The 18,019-nt window shown below is 64.7% G+C and carries 18 protein-coding genes; 4 read left to right on the top strand and 14 right to left on the bottom strand.

Annotated elements, in window-relative coordinates; genetic code table 11:
* Nucleotides 1–10: 10 nt before the first annotated feature.
* Together ACIPG5_RS10635 and ACIPG5_RS10630 are read left to right on the top strand one after the other, a co-directional pair.
* Nucleotides 11–1,288, top strand: coding sequence for a Zn-dependent hydrolase (locus tag ACIPG5_RS10635; protein WP_401374801.1), 1,278 nt, complete (start codon nt 11–13; stop codon nt 1,286–1,288).
* Between the two features lies 1 nt (nt 1,289).
* Nucleotides 1,290–2,699, top strand: a complete 1,410-nt coding sequence (locus ACIPG5_RS10630; protein ID WP_401374798.1) for an amidase — start codon at nt 1,290–1,292, stop codon at nt 2,697–2,699.
* A 123-nt stretch (nt 2,700–2,822) separates the two neighbouring features.
* Here ACIPG5_RS10630 and thiO read toward each other — a convergent pair whose 3' ends face one another.
* The 5 genes from thiO to ACIPG5_RS10605 are packed head-to-tail and all read right to left on the bottom strand — an operon-like array spanning nt 2,823 to nt 5,661.
* Nucleotides 2,823–3,920: a glycine oxidase ThiO gene (thiO, locus tag ACIPG5_RS10625; protein ID WP_401374796.1), complete on the bottom strand. Its 1,098-nt coding sequence runs from the start codon at nt 3,918–3,920 to the stop codon at nt 2,823–2,825.
* Nucleotides 3,921–3,973: 53 nt separating this feature from the next.
* Entirely contained in the window at nt 3,974–4,363 is a 390-nt protein-coding gene (locus ACIPG5_RS10620; RefSeq protein WP_176513836.1) for a type IV pilin protein, read from the bottom strand.
* Nucleotide 4,364: 1 nt separating this feature from the next.
* On the bottom strand, nt 4,365–4,838 hold the full coding sequence (locus ACIPG5_RS10615) for a PilX N-terminal domain-containing pilus assembly protein (RefSeq protein WP_176513834.1): 474 nt from the start codon (nt 4,836–4,838) through the stop codon (nt 4,365–4,367).
* A complete protein-coding gene (locus tag ACIPG5_RS10610; protein ID WP_401374792.1) occupies nt 4,835–5,482 on the bottom strand; it encodes a PilW family protein in 648 nt (215 codons plus the stop codon). Before ACIPG5_RS10610 ends, ACIPG5_RS10615 begins: the two co-directional genes overlap by 4 nt.
* On the bottom strand, nt 5,479–5,661 hold the full coding sequence (locus ACIPG5_RS10605; RefSeq protein WP_176513832.1) for a prepilin-type N-terminal cleavage/methylation domain-containing protein: 183 nt from the start codon (nt 5,659–5,661) through the stop codon (nt 5,479–5,481). Before ACIPG5_RS10605 ends, ACIPG5_RS10610 begins: the two co-directional genes overlap by 4 nt.
* Before the next feature lie 110 nt (nt 5,662–5,771).
* Here ACIPG5_RS10605 and ACIPG5_RS10600 point away from each other — a divergent pair, with 110 nt between their 5' ends.
* Nucleotides 5,772–6,263 (top strand): GspH/FimT family protein, encoded by a 492-nt coding sequence (locus tag ACIPG5_RS10600; RefSeq protein WP_401374790.1) that lies wholly within the window; start codon nt 5,772–5,774, stop codon nt 6,261–6,263.
* Here the strand turns inward: ACIPG5_RS10600 and ispH are convergent, their stop codons facing one another.
* From ispH to murJ, 6 genes are all read right to left on the bottom strand, one after another.
* Nucleotides 6,264–7,211 carry a 4-hydroxy-3-methylbut-2-enyl diphosphate reductase gene (gene ispH, locus ACIPG5_RS10595; protein WP_176513817.1) on the bottom strand — a complete coding sequence of 316 codons (948 nt, stop codon included), beginning with the start codon at nt 7,209–7,211 and terminating at the stop codon, nt 6,264–6,266.
* A gap of 14 nt (nt 7,212–7,225) precedes the next feature.
* Entirely contained in the window at nt 7,226–7,663 is a 438-nt protein-coding gene (gene fkpB, locus ACIPG5_RS10590) for an FKBP-type peptidyl-prolyl cis-trans isomerase (RefSeq protein ID WP_012270371.1), read from the bottom strand.
* Entirely contained in the window at nt 7,656–8,171 is a 516-nt protein-coding gene (lspA, locus tag ACIPG5_RS10585; RefSeq protein WP_176513814.1) for a signal peptidase II, read from the bottom strand. The genes fkpB and lspA overlap by 8 nt, the downstream gene beginning before the upstream one ends.
* Complete coding sequence (ileS, locus tag ACIPG5_RS10580; RefSeq protein ID WP_176513812.1) at nt 8,164–10,995, bottom strand: isoleucine--tRNA ligase; 2,832 nt, start codon at nt 10,993–10,995, stop codon at nt 8,164–8,166. The genes lspA and ileS overlap by 8 nt, the downstream gene beginning before the upstream one ends.
* Entirely contained in the window at nt 10,992–11,942 is a 951-nt protein-coding gene (ribF, locus tag ACIPG5_RS10575) for a bifunctional riboflavin kinase/FAD synthetase (protein ID WP_176513811.1), read from the bottom strand. The genes ileS and ribF overlap by 4 nt, the downstream gene beginning before the upstream one ends.
* A 118-nt stretch (nt 11,943–12,060) precedes the next feature.
* Nucleotides 12,061–13,599: a murein biosynthesis integral membrane protein MurJ gene (murJ, locus tag ACIPG5_RS10570; protein ID WP_236236406.1), complete on the bottom strand. Its 1,539-nt coding sequence runs from the start codon at nt 13,597–13,599 to the stop codon at nt 12,061–12,063.
* 250 nt (nt 13,600–13,849) lie between these two features.
* Here murJ and rpsT point away from each other — a divergent pair, with 250 nt between their 5' ends.
* Nucleotides 13,850–14,128, top strand: coding sequence for a 30S ribosomal protein S20 (rpsT, locus tag ACIPG5_RS10565; protein WP_003247625.1), 279 nt, complete (start codon nt 13,850–13,852; stop codon nt 14,126–14,128).
* Nucleotides 14,129–14,283: 155 nt separating this feature from the next.
* Here rpsT and ACIPG5_RS10560 read toward each other — a convergent pair whose 3' ends face one another.
* The 3 genes from ACIPG5_RS10560 to ACIPG5_RS10550 are packed head-to-tail and all read right to left on the bottom strand — an operon-like array spanning nt 14,284 to nt 17,837.
* Nucleotides 14,284–16,584 carry a PqiB family protein gene (locus tag ACIPG5_RS10560; RefSeq protein ID WP_176513807.1) on the bottom strand — a complete coding sequence of 767 codons (2,301 nt, stop codon included), beginning with the start codon at nt 16,582–16,584 and terminating at the stop codon, nt 14,284–14,286.
* Nucleotides 16,577–17,200 carry a paraquat-inducible protein A gene (locus tag ACIPG5_RS10555; RefSeq protein ID WP_176513805.1) on the bottom strand — a complete coding sequence of 208 codons (624 nt, stop codon included), beginning with the start codon at nt 17,198–17,200 and terminating at the stop codon, nt 16,577–16,579. The genes ACIPG5_RS10560 and ACIPG5_RS10555 overlap by 8 nt, the downstream gene beginning before the upstream one ends.
* Nucleotides 17,187–17,837 (bottom strand): paraquat-inducible protein A, encoded by a 651-nt coding sequence (locus ACIPG5_RS10550; RefSeq protein WP_176513803.1) that lies wholly within the window; start codon nt 17,835–17,837, stop codon nt 17,187–17,189. Before ACIPG5_RS10550 ends, ACIPG5_RS10555 begins: the two co-directional genes overlap by 14 nt.
* Between the last annotated feature and the right edge of the window lie 182 nt (nt 17,838–18,019).

Below are 18,019 nucleotides of genomic sequence, written 5' to 3'. Positions count from 1 at the left end.
GAGAATGCCCATGAACACCCGCATCGATCCCTCGCAGCACCTGCTCGGCCAGGGCGCGCTGGCCAACCGCGAACGCCTCTGGCAATCGCTGATGGACCTGGCCCAGCTCGGCGCCACCGCCAAGGGCGGCGTGTGCCGCCTGGCCCTGACCGACCTCGACCGCCAGGCCCGCGACCTGTTCGTGCGCTGGTGCAGCGAAGCCGGCTGCACGGTCAGCGTCGACGCCATCGGCAACATCTTCGCCCGCCGCCCGGGGCGCAACCCGGCCTTGCCACCGGTGATGACCGGCAGCCATATCGACACCCAGCCCACCGGCGGCAAGTTCGATGGCTGCTACGGGGTGATGGCCGGGCTGGAGGTGATGCGCACCCTCAACGACCTGAACCTGACCACCGAAGCGCCGCTGGAGGTGGTGGTGTGGACCAACGAGGAAGGCTCGCGCTTCCCGCCGTGCATGATGGGCTCGGGGGTGTTCGCCGGTAAGTTCGGCCTGCAGGAAACCCTCGACAAGGTCGATGACCAGGGCCTCTCGGTGGGCGCCGAGCTGGCGCGTATCGGCTATGCCGGCCCGCGCGTGCCGACCGGGCACCCGGTGGGAGCGTACTTCGAGGCGCATATCGAGCAGGGCCCGGTGCTGGAAGACCAGCGCACCACCATCGGCGTAGTCCAGGGCTGCCTGGGGCAGAAGTGGTTCGACCTGGTGCTCACCGGCGTCGAGGCCCACGCCGGCCCCACGCCGATGCACCTGCGCAAGGATGCGCTGGTCGGCGCCGCCGAAGTGGTGGCGGCGGTCAACCGCGTGGCCCATGCCCACCAGCCGCATGCCTGTGGCACGGTCGGCTGCCTGAGCCTGCACCCGGGCTCGCGCAACGTCATCCCCGGCCAGGTGAACATGACCCTCGACCTGCGCCACCTCGACCCCGGCCACCTGCAGGCGATGGTCGATGAGGTGCGCGCGGCCATCGAAAGCAGCGCGGCCAGGCACGGCCTGCGCTTCGATCTGACCCCCACCGCCGACTTCCCGCCGCTGTACTTTGCCGAGCAGTGCGTCGATGCCGTGCGCCAGGGCGCGCGCGAGCTGGGCCTAAGCCACATGGACATCGTCAGCGGCGCCGGCCACGACGCGATCTTCCTCGCCGAACTCGGCCCGGCCGGGATGATCTTCGTGCCGTGCGAAGGCGGCATCAGCCACAACGAAATCGAGAACGCCGCGCCACAGGACCTGGCCGACGGCTGTGATGTACTGCTGCGCGCCATGTTCCAGGCCGCCAACCAGGGAGCCCGTTGAGATGACCAGCAAGACCGCAATCGGAGCATTCACCGCCACCGAGCTGCTCGACCTGTACCAGCGCCGGCAACTGTCGCCGGTCGAGGTGGTCGACGACGTGCTGACGCGCATCGACCAGCACAACCCGGCGGTCAACGCCTACTGCCATGTCGACGCCGAAGGCGCCCGCACCGCTGCCCGCGCCAGCGAGCAGCGCTGGCAGCGCGGCGAGCCCTGCGGCCGGCTGGACGGCGTACCGGCCTCGATCAAGGACCTGACGCTGACCTGCGGCATGCCCACGCGCAAGGGCTCGCGCACCACCTCGGCGGCCGGCCCGTGGGACGTGGATGCCCCGTTCAGCGCGTTCATGCGGGGCGCGGGCGCGGTGCTGGTGGGCAAGACCACCACCCCCGAGTTCGGCTGGAAGGGCGTGACCGACAACCCGCTGTACGGCATTACCCGCAACCCCTGGGACACCCGCCTGACCGCCGGCGGCTCGTCCGGTGGCGCGGCCGCTGCCGCCGCGCTGAACCTCGGCGTGCTGCACCAGGGCAGTGATGCCGGGGGGTCGATCCGCATCCCCTGCGCGTTCACCGGCACCTTCGGCATCAAGCCCACCTTTGGCTACGTGCCGCAGTGGCCAGCCAGCGCCATGACCGTGCTCTCGCACCTGGGGCCGATGACGCGCACGGTCGACGATGCAGTGCTGATGCTCGACTGCGTGGCCCGCCCCGATGCCCGCGACGGGCTGGCCGGCGCCGCCCGGCAGGCGCCCTGGCTGGGCCAGGAACAGGACCTCAGCGGCGTGCGCATCGCCTACAGCGCCGACTTTGGCTACATCCAGGTCGACCCGCAGATCCAGGCTTTGGTGGCGCAAGCGGTACAACGCCTGGCGCGCCTGGGCGCGCAGGTGGAGGAAGTGGACCCGGGCTTCAACGACCCGCTGGAAGTGTTCAATACCCTGTGGTTCGCTGGCGCGGCGCGGTTGGCCAGCAGTTTCAGCGAACAACAGCGAGCGCAGCTCGACCCTGGGCTGCTCTGGATTGCCGAACAGGGCGCATGCATCAGCCTGAGCGAATACACATTGGCGCTGGAGGCACGGGCCGAGCTGATTGCCAAGATGAATGCGTTTCACCAGCGGTATGACGTGCTGGTTTCACCGATGATGCCGTTGGTGGCGTTCGAGGCGGGGCACAACGTGCCGCCGGGGTCGGGGATGGCGCAGTGGATGGAGTGGACGCCGTTCAGCTACCCGTTCAACCTGACCCAGCAGCCGGCGGCGTCGGTGCCGTGCGGGTTTACCCGCGAGGGGTTGCCGGTGGGCTTGCAGGTGGTGGCCGGGCGCTTTGCCGATGAGCAGGTGCTGCGGGTGTGCAAGGTGTATGAGCAGCATTATCCGAGCCGGCATCTGCAGGTGCCGATTACGGCCTGAGGCCACGTTGGCCCCATCGCCGGCAAGCCGGCTCCCACAGGTGCAACGCAGGCTTTGAGAGCGGTGCTATCCCTGTGGGAGCCGGCTTGCCGGCGAATGGCCCGCACAGCGGGCCCGGCTGTTTCAGCCCAAGCGCCCTTCAGGTGCATAAGGCGCCGGATCGATAATCGGCTCAGCCCCCGTCAGCAAATCAGCGAACAACTGGCACGAAGCCGGCGCCAGCACCAACCCATTACGGTAATGCCCGCAGTTCAACCACAGCCCCTCATGCCCCGGCACCCGCCCGATATAAGGCACACCTTCAGGCGACCCAGGCCGCAACCCGGCCCAGTGCCCCACCACTTCGGCGCCCTCGAGCTCCGGCAGCAATTCGATCGCCGACGCCTTCAGGCTGGCCAACGCCTCCTCGGTCGGGGTCTTGTCGTAGCCGGCGTGCTCCAGGGTACTGCCGACCAGAACATGCCCATCCCGCCGCGGGATCGCATAACGCCCCTTGGCCAGCACCATGCTCGGCAGGAAGTCCTCGGCGCACTTGAACAGAATCATCTGGCCCTTCACCGGCTCCACCGGCAACTCAAGGCCAAGCGTGCGCAGCAGGTCGCCACTCCAGGCGCCAGCACTGAGCACCACGTCATCGGCCAGCAGCACACCCTCTTCTGTCTGCACGCCGGTGACACGCCCACTCTCCTGAACAAAACCGGTGATCTGGCAGTGCTCGCGCAAGGTCACGTTGGGCAACGCCTGCAGCGCGGCCTTGAGCGACTTGACCAACCGCGGGTTGCGCACGTTGGCCACACCCGCCATGAAAATCGCCCGCTTGAAGCCCGGGCCCAGCACCGGCACGGCATCGTAGGCTGCCGAGATATCCACGGCGCTCAGCGGCCGCCCCTCGCGCTCGGCCCAGGCCAGGGCCTCGGCTTCGTCGTCCAAGTCGAGCCAGTAGAGGCCGGTGGTGTGCACCTCGGGGTCGAGGCCGGTGCTGGCGAACAGGCGCTCGCCCAGCTGTGGATAAAAGTCCTGCGACCAGTGCGCCAGGGCGGTCACCGCCGGGCTGTAGCGCCAAGGGTATAGCGGCGAGACGATACCGCCACCGGCCCAGGACGACTCGCGGCCGACCTCGCCCTGGTCGCACACCACCACCTGCCCGACTTTCGCCGCCAGGTTGAACGCCGTCAGCAGGCCGATCACCCCGCCACCGACCACCACTACTTGCTTGCTCATCTGTCGATCCAACACCTGAAGTAAAACCGCGATGCACGGGCATCATTGAGCCTTCAGCTTCCCCAGCAGCGTTCAGCAGCCTCGACGCCGCCCGGATTGCTGCGCACCAGCGCCTGGTCGAGCTGGTAGTCGCCACAGCGGTCATCGGCCATCAGGCCATGCGGCAAGCGTTGGGCGAGCAGCGTGAAGGTGTCGCTGCCGCGAATGGCCTGCAGGCGGTAATGGCGGTTGGCGACCGGCAATGCCGGGTCGCCCTCGGCGTACTGGCCGGTGCGCACGCGATGCTGCTCAAGGCGCAGGGCGGCGTCATGCAGCAGGCCGACCGCTTCGTTGCGTCCGGCTCGCCGCAGCTGTTCGCTGTAACTGGGGTAGGCAATGGCTGCCAGAATGCCGATGACGGCCATGACAATCAACAACTCGATCAGGCTCAGGCCTTGCTGCATGTCAGTCTTCCCTCAGTCGCTGGCGCCAGAGGATGCGCCGGGGGGCCTGGGCTTGCGCGGTTGGCACGGCATAGACGGCTTCCAGCACCTGCCTGGCTGGCAGTTGCCGGCTGACTGCCGTTACCCGGTACAGGGTGACGTGTTCACCTGCCGGCGTATGCGCGGCCTTATCCGTGACTCCCAGGTTCTGTAGTTGGTAATAGCCGCTCGACGTGCTTAGCCACGTGCCTCGCAGTTCGTGCGGATGCGACGGCGGCGGGCATGCCTGGCATATCGCGGGCGGCGCACGTCGGACGTGATCCACACCCACCAACAGCACCGCTTCAGCCGCTTCTAGCGCCTGCAGGCTGTCACGCAGAGAACTGCTCATTCGGGTTTCCTGCAACGCGGCGCGCAAGGATGAAACCGCCAGCAAACCGAGCAGCAGGCTCAACACCAGGGCCAGCAGCAGGGCCACACCTCGCTGGCGGCTCATGGGAAGACCAACGTATTACGCAGCGCCACGCTCAAAGCATGCTGCTGTTCAAGCTTCAGAGTTGGCTCATACAACGTCAGTAGCAGATCGACCCGCTCGCCAAGTGGCGTGCGCACAAGGGTCACCCGCATCTCTCGCACATGGTCGACCAAGGGCTGAGGATTGTTGCGTCGGGTGAGCCTCAGCGTGGTGCCGTCGAGCGCATAGCGATGGCGGCTGATAGGGATCGCCATCAGCGAGTTCGTATGCTGACGGCGCCCGCTGTAGACCTGCGCCTCACTGCTGCAGTCGGTCAGCAAGGTCCAGTCCGGTGCACCGGCAAAACCGGGTAACTCGGCAACCACCAGGTCCAGGCTGGACGGGCCAATGTGCAGCGGCCGGGCGTAAGCCTGCCGTGCGGCCGGGTCATCGAAATCATCGGGCGCCAGACGCAGACACCCGAACATGCCGGCCATGCGCAGATCCTGAGCCATGCGCAGCAAGGCCAGGCGGGCATCATCCTGCAGGCGCAGCGCTGCGTCTTGCAGGCGCCAGGCGTGATAGACAGAGGCGAACAACTGGCTGCCCGCCGCCAGCACCATCAGCCCGATGGCCAGCGCCAATAGGGCTTCAAATAAACCGAAACCGCTCTGCAGGCGCCTCATGGCTGGCGCCGCTCATGCTCGCTGTGCGCCGCAAGCGCCACCTGCGCCTCGAGCGTTGCAGCACCGGTGGCCTGCAAAGCCTTCACCTGCAAAGCTGCTGCAGCGAGTACTGCCACTGCCACCACCAGCATGGCCAACAGCACTTCCAACAATGTCATGCCGTGTTGATCGTTGTGCATCCTTGCACCTCCTGCGATTTTTCCTGCATTTACCTTCAACGCTGCCGACTGGACCGACTTCCCTACCAGCATGAAGCTTCAGCGAAGCACTTGCTGGGGAGGACTGCACGGTGAAGCAACAGGGCGTAACACTGCTTCAAATGATGTTGGCGCTGGGGCTGGCCACATTGCTGACACAACTGGGCATGCCGGCCTACACCCGATTTAGCGATGACCTGCACAGAGCAGCCGCCGCGCGGGATTTGGCACAGGCACTGCGTAGCGCACGCAGCCACGCACTGCTGCAAAGCCAGCCAGTGATGGTGCAATCTTTGGAAAACGATTGGGGCAAAGGTTGGCGAGTGCTGCTGGAACATAACCAGCAATTACTGCGCGAGCATCGCCTGCCACGGCCGATGAACATCGCCGTGAATATCGATGAGCAGGTGAGGTTCAGTGCGCTGGGTGTGCCGCTAGGAAGAAACAACGGGCTGCTGGGCGGCAGACTGGAGCTTTGCGAAAAGCCTTTCGCGCCGAGCCAATATCGGGTGGTGCTGGCTACCAGCGGCCGGGTCAGCCTGCGCACCGATGAGCTCGAGAACTCCCTGTGCGCAGGCCGCTGATCAGATCAGCGAGCGAACCCGCAGCTCTTTGGGCATGGAGAACGTGATGTTCTCCGGGCGCCCATCGAGCTCTTCGGCGCCAGTGGCGCCCCAGGCCTTGAGCTGGTCGATCACCCCACGCACCAGCACTTCGGGCGCCGAAGCACCGGCGGTGATGCCGATCCGCGCGGCCTCGTCGAACCAGCTGCGCTGCATGTCCTCGGCACCATCGATCAGGTAGGCCGGGGTGCCCATGCGCTCGGCCAGCTCGCGCAGGCGGTTGGAGTTGGAGCTGTTCGGGCTGCCCACCACCAGCACCACATCGCACTCGTCAGCCAGTTGCTTGACCGCATCCTGGCGGTTCTGGGTGGCGTAACAGATGTCGTCCTTGCGCGGGCCACCGATGTTCGGGAAGCGCGCACGCAGGGCATCGATGACGCGGCTGGTGTCGTCCATCGACAACGTGGTCTGGGTGACGAAGGCCAGGTGGTCCGGGTCGTTCACCTGCAGCCTGGCGACATCCTCTTCGTCTTCGACGAGGTAGATGGCGCCGCCGTTGCTGGCGTCGTACTGGCCCATGGTGCCTTCGACTTCCGGGTGCCCTTCGTGGCCGATCAGGATGGTTTCGCGGCCATCGCGGCTGTACTTGGCCACTTCGATATGCACCTTGGTGACCAGCGGGCAGGTCGCGTCGAACACTTTCAGGCCACGGCCGGCGGCTTCCTGGCGCACGGCCTGGGAAACGCCATGGGCACTGAAGATGACGATGACATCGTCCGGCACCTGGTCCAGCTCTTCGACGAAGATGGCGCCGCGGTTGCGCAGGTCTTCCACCACGAACTTGTTGTGCACCACTTCATGGCGCACATAGATCGGCGGGCCGAAGACTTCCAGCGCGCGGTTGACGATCTCGATCGCCCGGTCGACCCCCGCGCAGAAGCCGCGTGGGTTGGCGAGTTTGATTTGCATGCTCGGCTCCAGGCTTACAGGGCCTTCACCTCGAGGATCTCCACCTCGAAGGTCAGGGTCTTGCCAGCCAGTGGGTGATTGAAGTCGATGGTCACCTGGTCGTCATCGAACGCTTTGACCACACCCGGCAGCTCGGTGTTGGCGGCGTCGTTGAAGATGATCAGCAACCCTTCGGACAACTCCATGCCCTCGAAGTTGGACCGTGGCATGACCTGCACGTTCTGCGGGTTGGGCTGGCCGAAGGCATTCTCCGGCGCCACCACCACGGTGCGCTTGTCGCCGGCCTTGAAGCCGAACAGCGCGCTCTCGAAGCCAGGCAGCAGGTTGCCGTCACCGACCTTGAAGGTGGCCGGGGCCTTGTCGAACGTGCTGTCGACGGTGTCGCCGTTTTCCAGGTGCAGCGCGAAGTGCAGGGTGACTTCGGTGTTCTGGCCGATACGGGTGTCAGTCATGGACCGGATCCTCGGACTTCTTGCTCTTGAACATATCCAGCGCCAGCATCACCGCACCAACGGTGATGGCGCTGTCGGCCAGGTTGAAGGCCGGGAAGTAATGGGTGTTCTTCCAGTGCACCAGGATGAAGTCGACCACGTGGCCAAGCACGATGCGGTCGTACAGGTTGCCCAGTGCACCGCCCAGCACCAATGCCAGGGCCACCGCCAGCCAGGTCTCGCCGCGCCCCAGGCGCTTGAGCCAGACCACCAGCACGCCACTGACCACCACGGCGATCAGGGCGAACAGCCAGCGCTGCCAGCCGGCGCCGTCGGCCAGGAAGCTGAATGCCGCGCCAGTGTTGTAGGCCAAGGTCCAGCTGAAGTAGTCGGGGATGACCACGATCTGCTGGTACATGCTCAGGGCGTTGTTGAAGTACAGCTTGCTGGCCTGGTCGAGGACCAGGACCAGCAGGCTGAGCCAGAGCCAGGCAAGGCGCCCGAAGCGCCCCGCTGCAGGGTTAGGCATAGTGGCGCACCTCGCCCGAGCCGCTCAGGTTGTCGACGCAACGGCTGCAGATTTCCGGATGCTCCGGGTGGCTGCCGACGTCGGCGCGGAAGTGCCAGCAACGGCCGCACTTGGCGTGGCCGGACTTGACCACTTTGAGCTTCAGGCCTTCGACTTCGGTGGCCACGGCATCGGCCGGGGCCTGGGCGAACGGCACCACGCTGGCGGCGGAGGTGATCAGCACGAAGCGCAGCTCATCGCCCAGCTTGCCCAGGTCGGCGCTCAGGCCTTCTTCGGCGAACAGGGTGACTTCGGCCTGCAGGTTGCCGCCAATGACCTTGGCGGTACGCTGGTTTTCCAGCTCCTTGTTGACCGCCGCCTTGACGGCCATCACACGGTCCCAGTACGCACGGTCCAGCTCGGTGCCTGCGGGCAGCTCGCTCAGGCCCTGGTACCAGCCGTTGAGCATCACCGACTCGTTGCGCTCGCCTGGCAGGTACTGCCAGATTTCGTCGGCGGTGAAGGCCAGGATCGGCGCGATCCAGCGCACCAGCGCTTCGCTGATGTGGTACAGCGCGGTCTGGCAGGAACGGCGGGCGACACTGTTGGCGCCGGTGGTGTACTGGCGGTCCTTGATGATGTCGAGGTAGAAGCCACCCAGCTCCTGCACGCAGAAGTTGTGGATCTTCGAGTAGACGTTCCAGAAGCGGTATTCGCCATAGTGCTCTTCCAGCTCGCGCTGCAGCAGCAGGGTGCGATCAACCGCCCAGCGGTCCAGCGCCAACATGTCCTCTGGGGCCAGCAGGTCGCGGGCCGGGTCGAAGCCGGACAGGTTGGAGAGCAGGAAGCGCGCGGTGTTGCGGATACGCCGGTAGGCGTCGGCGCTGCGCTGCAGGATCTGCTCGGAAACAGCCATCTCGCCGGAATAGTCGGTGGCCGAAACCCACAGGCGCAGGATGTCGGCACCCAGGGTGTTGTTGACCTTCTCCGGCTCGATGGTGTTGCCCAGCGACTTGGACATCTTGCGGCCGCTTTCGTCCACGGTGAAGCCGTGGGTCAGCAGCTCGCGGTACGGCGCGTGGTTGTCGATGGCGCAACCGGTCAGCAAGGAGGAGTGGAACCAGCCACGGTGCTGGTCGGAGCCTTCCAGGTAGAGGTCGGCGACCGGGCCGGTGGCGTGGCCGATGTCGTGCGAGCCGCGCAGCACGTGCCAGTGGGTGGTGCCGGAGTCGAACCACACGTCCAGGGTGTCGCTGATCTTGTCGTACTGGCCGGCTTCTTCACCCAGCAGTTCGGCGGCGTCCAGCTTGAACCAGGCCTCGATGCCCTCTTGCTCGACACGCTTGGCCACCGCCTCCATCAGCTCGACGGTGCGCGGGTGCAGCTCGCCGCTCTGCTTGTGCAGGAAGAACGGGATCGGCACGCCCCAGTTGCGCTGACGCGAGATGCACCAGTCTGGGCGGTTGGCGATCATCGAGTGCAGGCGCGCCTGGCCCCAGGCCGGGACGAACTTGGTGTCTTCGATGGCCTTGAGCGCACGCTCGCGCAGCGGCTCGCCGGTGCTCGGCTGCTTGTCCATGCCGACGAACCACTGCGCGGTGGCGCGGTAGATCAGCGGGGTCTTGTGGCGCCAGCAGTGCATGTAGCTGTGGCTGATGGTTTCGGTGTGCATCAGCGCACCGACTTCGCTCAGCTTCTCGACGATGGCCGGGTTGGCCTTCCAGATGAACTGGCCGCCGAAGAACGCCAGCGACTCCACGTACACGCCGTTGCTCTGCACCGGGGTGAGGATGTCGTCGTTGACCATGCCGTAGCGCTTGCAGGTGACGAAGTCGTCCTCACCATAGGCCGGCGCGGAGTGGACCACGCCAGTGCCAGCGCCCAGCTCGACGTAGTCGGCCAGGTAGATCGGCGACAGGCGGTCGTAGAACGGGTGGCGGAAGTTGACCAGCTCCAGGGCCGAACCCTGGGCGGTGGCGAGCACCGTACCTTCCAGGTTGTAGCGCTTGAGGCACGACTCGACCAGCTCTTCGGCCAGCACCAGCAGGCGCTCGCCGGTGTCGACCAGGGCGTACTTGAACTCCGGGTGGATGTTCAGCGCCTGGTTGGCGGGGATGGTCCACGGGGTGGTGGTCCAGATCACGATGGCGGCGGGCTTGGCCAGCGCTGGCAGGCCGAAGGCGGCAGCCAGCTTGTCGGCGTCGGCGACCGGGAAGGCCACGTCGATGGTCTGGGACTTCTTGTCGGCGTATTCGACTTCAGCCTCGGCCAGGGCCGAACCGCAATCGAAGCACCAATTCACAGGCTTGAGGCCCTTGAACACGAAACCTTGCTTGACCATCTCGGCCAGGGCGCGGATTTCACCGGCCTCGTTGGCGAAGTTCATGGTCTTGTAGGGGTTGTCCCAGTCGCCCAGCACACCCAGGCGGATGAACTCGGTCTTCTGCCCTTCGATCTGCTCGGCGGCATACTCGCGGCACAGCTCGCGGGTGCGGTCGGCGGTCAGGTGCTTGCCGTGGGTGACCTCGACCTTGTGCTCGATCGGCAGGCCGTGGCAGTCCCAGCCCGGTACGTAGGGCGCGTCGAAGCCCGACAGGGTCTTGGAGCGGACGATCATGTCCTTGAGAATCTTGTTCAGCGCATGACCGATGTGAATCTTGCCGTTGGCATAGGGCGGGCCGTCGTGCAGGACGAACTTGGGACGATCCTTGCCAATCTCGCGCAGCTTCCGGTACAGGCCAATGCTGTCCCAGCGCTGCAGAATCTGCGGTTCGCGCTGAGGCAGGCCGGCCTTCATGGGGAAGGCGGTGTCCGGAAGGTTAAGCGTGGCTTTGTAGTCGGTCATTTCAGGCTCTTCGTTAGCGGTTGAGCGTGCCAATGTGCACGTGCGGCGGCGATATCCGCATCGATCGCCGACTTCAGCGCCTCCAGGGAGGCGAATCGCTGCTCTTCACGCAGCTTGTGGTGGAATTCCACCGTCAGGCGCCGGCCATACAGATCGCCGGCATAATCCAGTAGATGTATCTCGAGGTGCGGGCGGCCGTCACCGGCCACGGTAGGGCGCACCCCGATGTTGCCGACACCCGGCCAGGCCTTGCCGTCGATCTCGATGCTGGCCAGGTACACCCCGGACAGCGGCACGCGGCGCCGCTTGAGCTGGATGTTGGCGGTGGGTGTGCCGAGCTGGCGGGCCAGCTTCTGGCCGTGCAACACGCGCCCGGTGATGCGATAAGGGCGGCCCAGCAGGTGCTCGGCGAGCTCGAAGTTGCCTTCGCACAGCGCCTTGCGCACCTCGGTGCTGCTGACCCGCAGGCCATCCTGGATCACCGTGTTGGCAGCCTCGACGGTGAACCCGTACTGCTGGCCGGCGCCGACCAGGAAGGCGAAGTCGCCGGCCCGGTCGCAGCCGAAGCGAAAGTCATCGCCCACCTCGAGGTGGCGCACGCCCAGGCCGTCGACCAGGATCGCCTTGACGAATTCATCGGCGCTGAGCTTGCTCAGGCGCTGGTTGAAGGCCAGGCACAGCACCCGGTCGATGCCTTCTGCGGCCAGCAGCTCGACCTTGTCGCGCAGGCGCGCCAGGCGGGCCGGTGCGGTGTCGGGCGCAAAGTACTCGCGCGGCTGTGGCTCGAAGATCACCACGCAGGTCGGCAGGCCCAACGCCTGGCCGCGCTCGCGCAGGCGCGCCAGGATTGCCTGGTGGCCACGGTGAACCCCGTCGAAGTTGCCAATGGTGGCGACACAGCCCCGGTGCTCGGGGCGCAGGTTGTGAAGACCTCGAACCAGCTGCATAACGCGCTTCTTGCTCATAAAGTGGCCGATTATAACCACACCCGGGCGCTGGTGACAGGCAGCAGCGCCCGGGTGTGGCGTGGAATGCGAAAAACCGACGCCTGACCCGCCTTGTGCCTCAGTGCAGGGCCTTGCGGGCGAAATGCCGGGGCCTGAAGCCGCACAGGTAGAGGCAGCCGAAATAGGTCACCACGCCTGCCGCGATCAACCCGCCCAGGCGCATGAAGCGCGCCAGCATGTTGCCTTGGTCCCAGGCCGGCAGGTAGTGCATGCCCAGCAACAGCACCGCCGACATCAGCGTCACCGCCAGTACCAGCTTGAGCAGGTACAGCATCCAGCCCGGCTGCGGCTCGAACAACCGCTGGCTGCGCAGCTTCCAGAACAGCAGGCCGGCATTGAGGCAGGCACCGAGGCTGATCGCCAGGGCCAGGCCGGCGTGCTTGAGCGGGCCGATCAGCGCCAGGTTGAACAGCTGGGTGCAGACCAGGGTGAAGATCGCGATCTTCACCGGCGTGCGGATATTCTGCTGCGCATAGAAGCCCGGTGCCAGTACCTTGACCAGAATGATTGCCAGCAGGCCCACCGAGTAGGCGATCAATGCACGCTGGGTCATGGCCGCATCGAAGGCGCTGAACTTGCCGTACTGGAACAAGGCCACGGTCAGCGGCTCGGCGAGGATCGCCAGGGCCAGGGTGCAGGGCAAAACCAGCAGGAAGCACAGGCGCAGGCCCCAGTCCATGATCCGCGAGTACTCCTCACGGTCCTTGTTGGCGTAGGTCTTGGCCAGGGTCGGCAGCAAGATGGTGCCCAGGGCCACGCCGAGCACGCCCGAGGGCAGCTCCATCAGGCGGTCGGCGTAGTACATCCACGACACCGAGCCTGCCACCAGGAAGGAGGCAAAGATGGTGTTGATGATCAGCGAGATCTGGCTGACCGAGACCCCGAGAATCGCCGGCAGCATCTGCTTGAGCACCCGCCATACGCCGGTGTCGCGCAGGTTCAGGCGCGGCAGCACGAGCATGCCGATCTTCTTCAGCGCCGGCAGCTGGTACAGCAGCTGCGCCAGGCCACCGGCCAGCACACCCCAGGCCAGGGCCATGATCGGCGGGTCGAAGTACGGCGTGAGCAGCACGGCGAAGGCAATCATCGCCACGTTCAGCAGGGTCGGGGTGAAGGCCGGCACCGAGAAGCGGTTCCAGGTATTGAGGATTGCCCCGGCCAGGGACGACAGCGAGATCAGCAATATATAAGGAAACGTCACCCGCAGCAGGGCGGTGGTCAGCTCGTATTTTTCGGCGCTGTCGACGAAACCGGGCGCCGTGGCCCATACCACCCAGGGCGCAGCCAGGATGCCGACGGCGGTGACCAGCGCCAGTACCAGCGTCAGCAGGCCGCTGACATAGGCAATGAACGTGCGCGTGGCCTCTTCGCCCTGCTGGGTCTTGTATTCGGCAAGAATGGGCACGAAAGCCTGGGAGAAGGCCCCTTCGGCGAATATCCGCCGCAACAGGTTGGGCAACTTGAAGGCGATGAAAAAGGCGTCGGTGGCAACGCCGGCACCGAACACGCGGGCCAGAATCGTATCGCGCACGAAGCCCAACACCCTGGAAATCATGGTGATGGAGCTGACTGCAGCCAGGGATTTGAGCAGATTCATCGAAAAGATTCACGCCAATGACAGAGGACGCTGCATGTGGCGTCCGAATGTGCGATACTCCCGCGCCTTCGCAGGGGAGCCAAAAATTCCCGAGTTTACAGGTCGTGCAGCAGAAAGGAATTCTTTCCCTCCTGTTGGTGCACCGCTCGGCGGAACCCTGCAGGTGGCCTTGACATCCGCTCGACTGATCGGCATGATTCGCGGCCTATTTTGTTTGCTATTTACCTAAAGTCTTTCGAGGAGCTCGACGGTGGCCAACACACCTTCCGCCAAGAAACGTGCAAAACAGGCTGAGAAGCGTCGCAGCCACAACGCCAGCCTGCGTTCCATGGTCCGCACCTACATCAAGAATGTAGTTAAAGCCATCGACGCAAAAGACGCCGAAAAAGCGCAAGCCGCTTACGTTCTGGCTGTACCAGTAATCGACCGCATGGCCGACAAAGGTATCATCCACAAGAACAAAGCTGCTCGCCACAAAGGCCGTCTGAATGGCCACATCAAGGCGCTGAAAGAAGCTGCAGCTGCCTAAGCGACGTTCTTGTCGAAAAACCGACCCTAGGGTCGGTTTTTTATTGCCTGCGATTTGATGAGCTTGCCTGTACCGCCCTCATCGCCGGCAAGCCAGCTCCTACACTGTGGGAACCGGCTTGCCGGCGATTGGGGCCGCATAGCGGCCCCACTCCATTACTTGGCGATCTGAATCTTCGGGGCCCACTGCAGCCATTGATCCTCAGGTTTCTCGAACAAGGCAAAGGTCTGCTGCGGTCGAGCCGGGTTGCCCATCTGCTCGCCATCGGGCGTGGCAAAGGCAATACCGCCATCTATCAGCGTTTCCAGCGACTCGGTACGCACCGTCGCGCCCTTGAACAAGCCCCAGTCGAAGCCGAACCCGCTGCTGTTCCAGAATCGGCTACCACTGCGCACCAACGCGGCATAGCGCGGCTCGATCAGGATATGGATCAGCACCCGGTCGGCACTCTGGCCCAGCTCGAAGCCGGTAACCTTGCCCACGGCCACCTCGCGATAGGTCACCGGCACGCCAGGCTTGATCGAACCTCGTCGAGGCGCGCTCAAGGTCAGCGGCAGGCCTACCTCCTGGCCAACCACCTCCGGCGCCTGGGCCAACGCGATGAAGTCGCGCTGCGCACCCCGGTCCTTGGCTGATGGCTGCACTTCCAGGTATTGGCCACCAATCAAGGTGTCGAGGTTTTCGGTACGCACCAAGCCAAGCGCCGGCTTGACCACCCAGAACTGGGTGCCCACCCGGGCGATGCGGTCAGCCGCCTCAGTGATGCGCGCTCGCAGCACCACCGCCTGCAGGTCCTGGGTCAGGTCGACGCTTTCCACGCTGCCCACGTCCAGGCCGCGGAAGCGGATTGGCGTGCCCGGCTTGAGGCCGTCGGCGCGATCGACGCGGATGGTGACCAGCGTGCCGCTGCGGTTCACCGCCTCCTGGCTCTCCAGCAGGCGGAAACGCGGGATACGGCGCTTGAGCGCAACATTCGGGGTCGGCGTATCGAAGGCGATACCACCAGCCATCAGGGTCTGCAGCGATTCACTCTTGATCTTGATGCCCGATAGGCCGCCCGTGAGGGTGATGCCACTGACGTTCCAGAAGCGCGACGATCCGTTGACCAGGTTTTCGTATTCCTTCTCGATGTGCACACCGATCAGGATGCGATTGCTGTTGCGGGCGAACTGGTAGCTCTGCACGCTGCCGACCTTCACCTGGCGATACATCACCGGGCTGCCGACCTCCAGCGAGCCCAGGGTGTCGGCGAACAGCACCATGTGCAGGCCGGGTGCCTTGAGGTCGAGTGGCGGCGCCTTGGGCCTGGCCTCGAACTCGCGCTGCGGCGTGGCGCCCTTCTCACCCGGGCGGATGGCGATGTAGTTACCCTTGACCAGGGCCTCCAGGCCGGTGATGCCCGCCAGCGAGATGGACGGCTTGACCACCCAGAACTGCGTGCCGTCGACCAGATAGTCTTCGGTCAGCGGGTCCAGGGTCAGCTCGGCCATGGCGCTGGCCAGGTTGTCTTCCATTTTCAGCGCTTTCAGCGAACCGACCTGAATGCCTTTGTACATCACCGGCGTGCGCCCGGCCTGCAGGCCTTCGTAGTCGTTCAGCTTGACCTTGACGCGAATGCCCGCCTGGGCAGCGTCGAAGTCTTCATACAGGCGGAACGGCAGGCTCGGGTCGGTGGGCGGGCTGTCCTTGCGGTACTCGGGGGTAGCGAAGGCGATACCGCCGGCGACGATGCTGGACAACGATTCGCTGCGCACCTTCACCCCGGACAGGTCGGCGTCGATGCTGATGCCGCTGGCATTCCAGAAGCGCGTGTGCTTGCGCACCAGGCTGGCGTAGGCCGGCTCGATGAATACCTTGACCTCGACCGTGCTCTGGTCGTCGGAGAGGCGGTAGCTCTTCACCCGGCCGACCTGGATCTGCTTGTAGAACACCGGGCTGTCGCGGTTGAGCGAGCCCAGGCGGTCAGCCTTGAGCGTCAGGTGCAGGCCTGGCTCGTTGTCCGACAGCGGCGGCGCCACTTTCAACGCGGTGAAGCGCTTGGTTCGCTCACCTTCACCTGGACTGACGGCAATGTAGTTGCCTGACACCAGCGTCTCGAGCCCGGAGATACCCGCCAGGCTGACACTGGGCTTGACCAGCCAGAAGCGCGTGCCCTTGTTCAGGTGAGGCTCTGCGGCCTTGTTCATCTCGATGGTGGCGATGACGCCCTGCTTCTCGCCCTTGGCGTCGAGCACCAGGCTCTTCACCTTGCCGACCGGCATGCCCTTGTAGATGACTTCGGTCTTGTTGGCGACGATCCCCTCACCGCTTTCGAAACGCACCTCGATTTCCACGCCGGCATCGCGGTACGCCTGCCAGGCCAGCCAACCGCCGATCATCAGCGCGATCAGCGGCAGAATCCAGATTGCCGACCAATTGGAGGCGGGGCGGGTTTTGGCGGTTGGCAAGTCACTCATGGTCGTCATCCGACTCCGTGTTATCCCAAATCAGTCGGGGATCGAAAGTTAAAGCGGCAAGCATCGTGAGAATCACCACAGTTGCGAAGGCGACAGCGCCCAGGTTGGCTTCGACACTGGCGATGCGGCCGAAATTCACCACTGCCACCAGAATGGCAATGACGAAGATGTCCAGCATGGACCAGCGCCCTATGAACTCGATGAAGCGGTACATCAGGATTCGTTGCCGCGCCGACAAGGGTTGGCGGCGCTGCACGGAGTACAGCAGCAGGCCGATGCCGATCAGCTTGAAGGTCGGCACCAGGATACTGGCGATGAACACCACCGCGGCAATCGGCAGCATGCCGTGCTTGAGCAGGGCGATGACGCCGGACATGATGGTGTCCGGGCTGCCCTGCCCCAGCGCGCTGACGGTCATGATCGGCAGCACGTTGGCGGGAATGTACAGAATCGATGCCGCGATGAGCAGCGCCCAGGTCCGCACGATGCTGTTGGGCCGGCGTGCGTGCACGATGGCGCCGCAGCGCGTGCAGGTCTGCGTGCCTTGCTCGCTGTCCTGGCGGTTCAGTTCATGGCATTCGTTGCAAACCACAATGCCTGCATCAATCGCCCGCATGCAGATCCTCCCCCGACAATGCACTCCAGATCTGGTGTGGCGACATCACCACTTCGAGCCAGACCTGGATCAGCAGCAGGCTGATGAAACAGAACAGACCCAGGCCTATGCTCAGCTCGGCCAGGTCCACGAGTTTGACGATGGCAACCAGCACGCCCATGAAGTAGACCTCGAGCATGCCCCAGTCACGTAGATGGTGATAGATGCGGTAGCAGAGCAGGCCATAGCTGCGGCCGATGTCCAGGCGGATGCTCAACAGCACCGCCAGCTGGCACAGCAGCTTGAGCAAGGGTATGGCCATGCTGCACAGGAAGACCACGATGGCAACGCCGCGCATCTCGGAGTTGTACAAGCCCACTACACCGGTCCAGACCGTATCGTCCGAAGTCTGGCCAAGCAGATGCAACTGCATGATCGGCAGGAAGTTGGCGGGCACGAATAGCAACAGCGCGGTCAGCACCAGGGCAAGGCTGCGGTTGACCACATTGTGCCGGTGGGCATACAGCTCGTAGCCACAGCGCGGGCATTGGGCTTTTTCGTCATGCTGCAGCACCGGCTTGCGCATCAGCAGGTCGCACTCGTGACAGGCGACCAGCTCATCCAGCGGCAACTGCTCTAGGGCTTCGGTTTCGGGCATCTGGGGATTCTGAATAGGTACGTCGGACTATTCTAGTGGCCCCGCTCGAAATGTGGGAGGCGACGAAGGCCCGAGTTTTCGAAGTAGAAAGACAAAACCCCTACCTGCTCGCGCAGATAGGGGTTTTGCGAAATGAATCTTGACGATGACCTACTCTCACATGGGGAAACCCCACACTACCA

Origin of the sequence: Pseudomonas sp. NPDC087029 (genome assembly GCF_044745345.1) — a bacterium.
In the GTDB taxonomy this organism is placed as follows: Bacteria; Pseudomonadota; Gammaproteobacteria; order Pseudomonadales; family Pseudomonadaceae; genus Aquipseudomonas; species Aquipseudomonas faucium.
The sequence above is the reverse complement of the archived record's forward strand: the minus strand, read 5'-3'. Positions and strand labels throughout refer to the sequence as shown.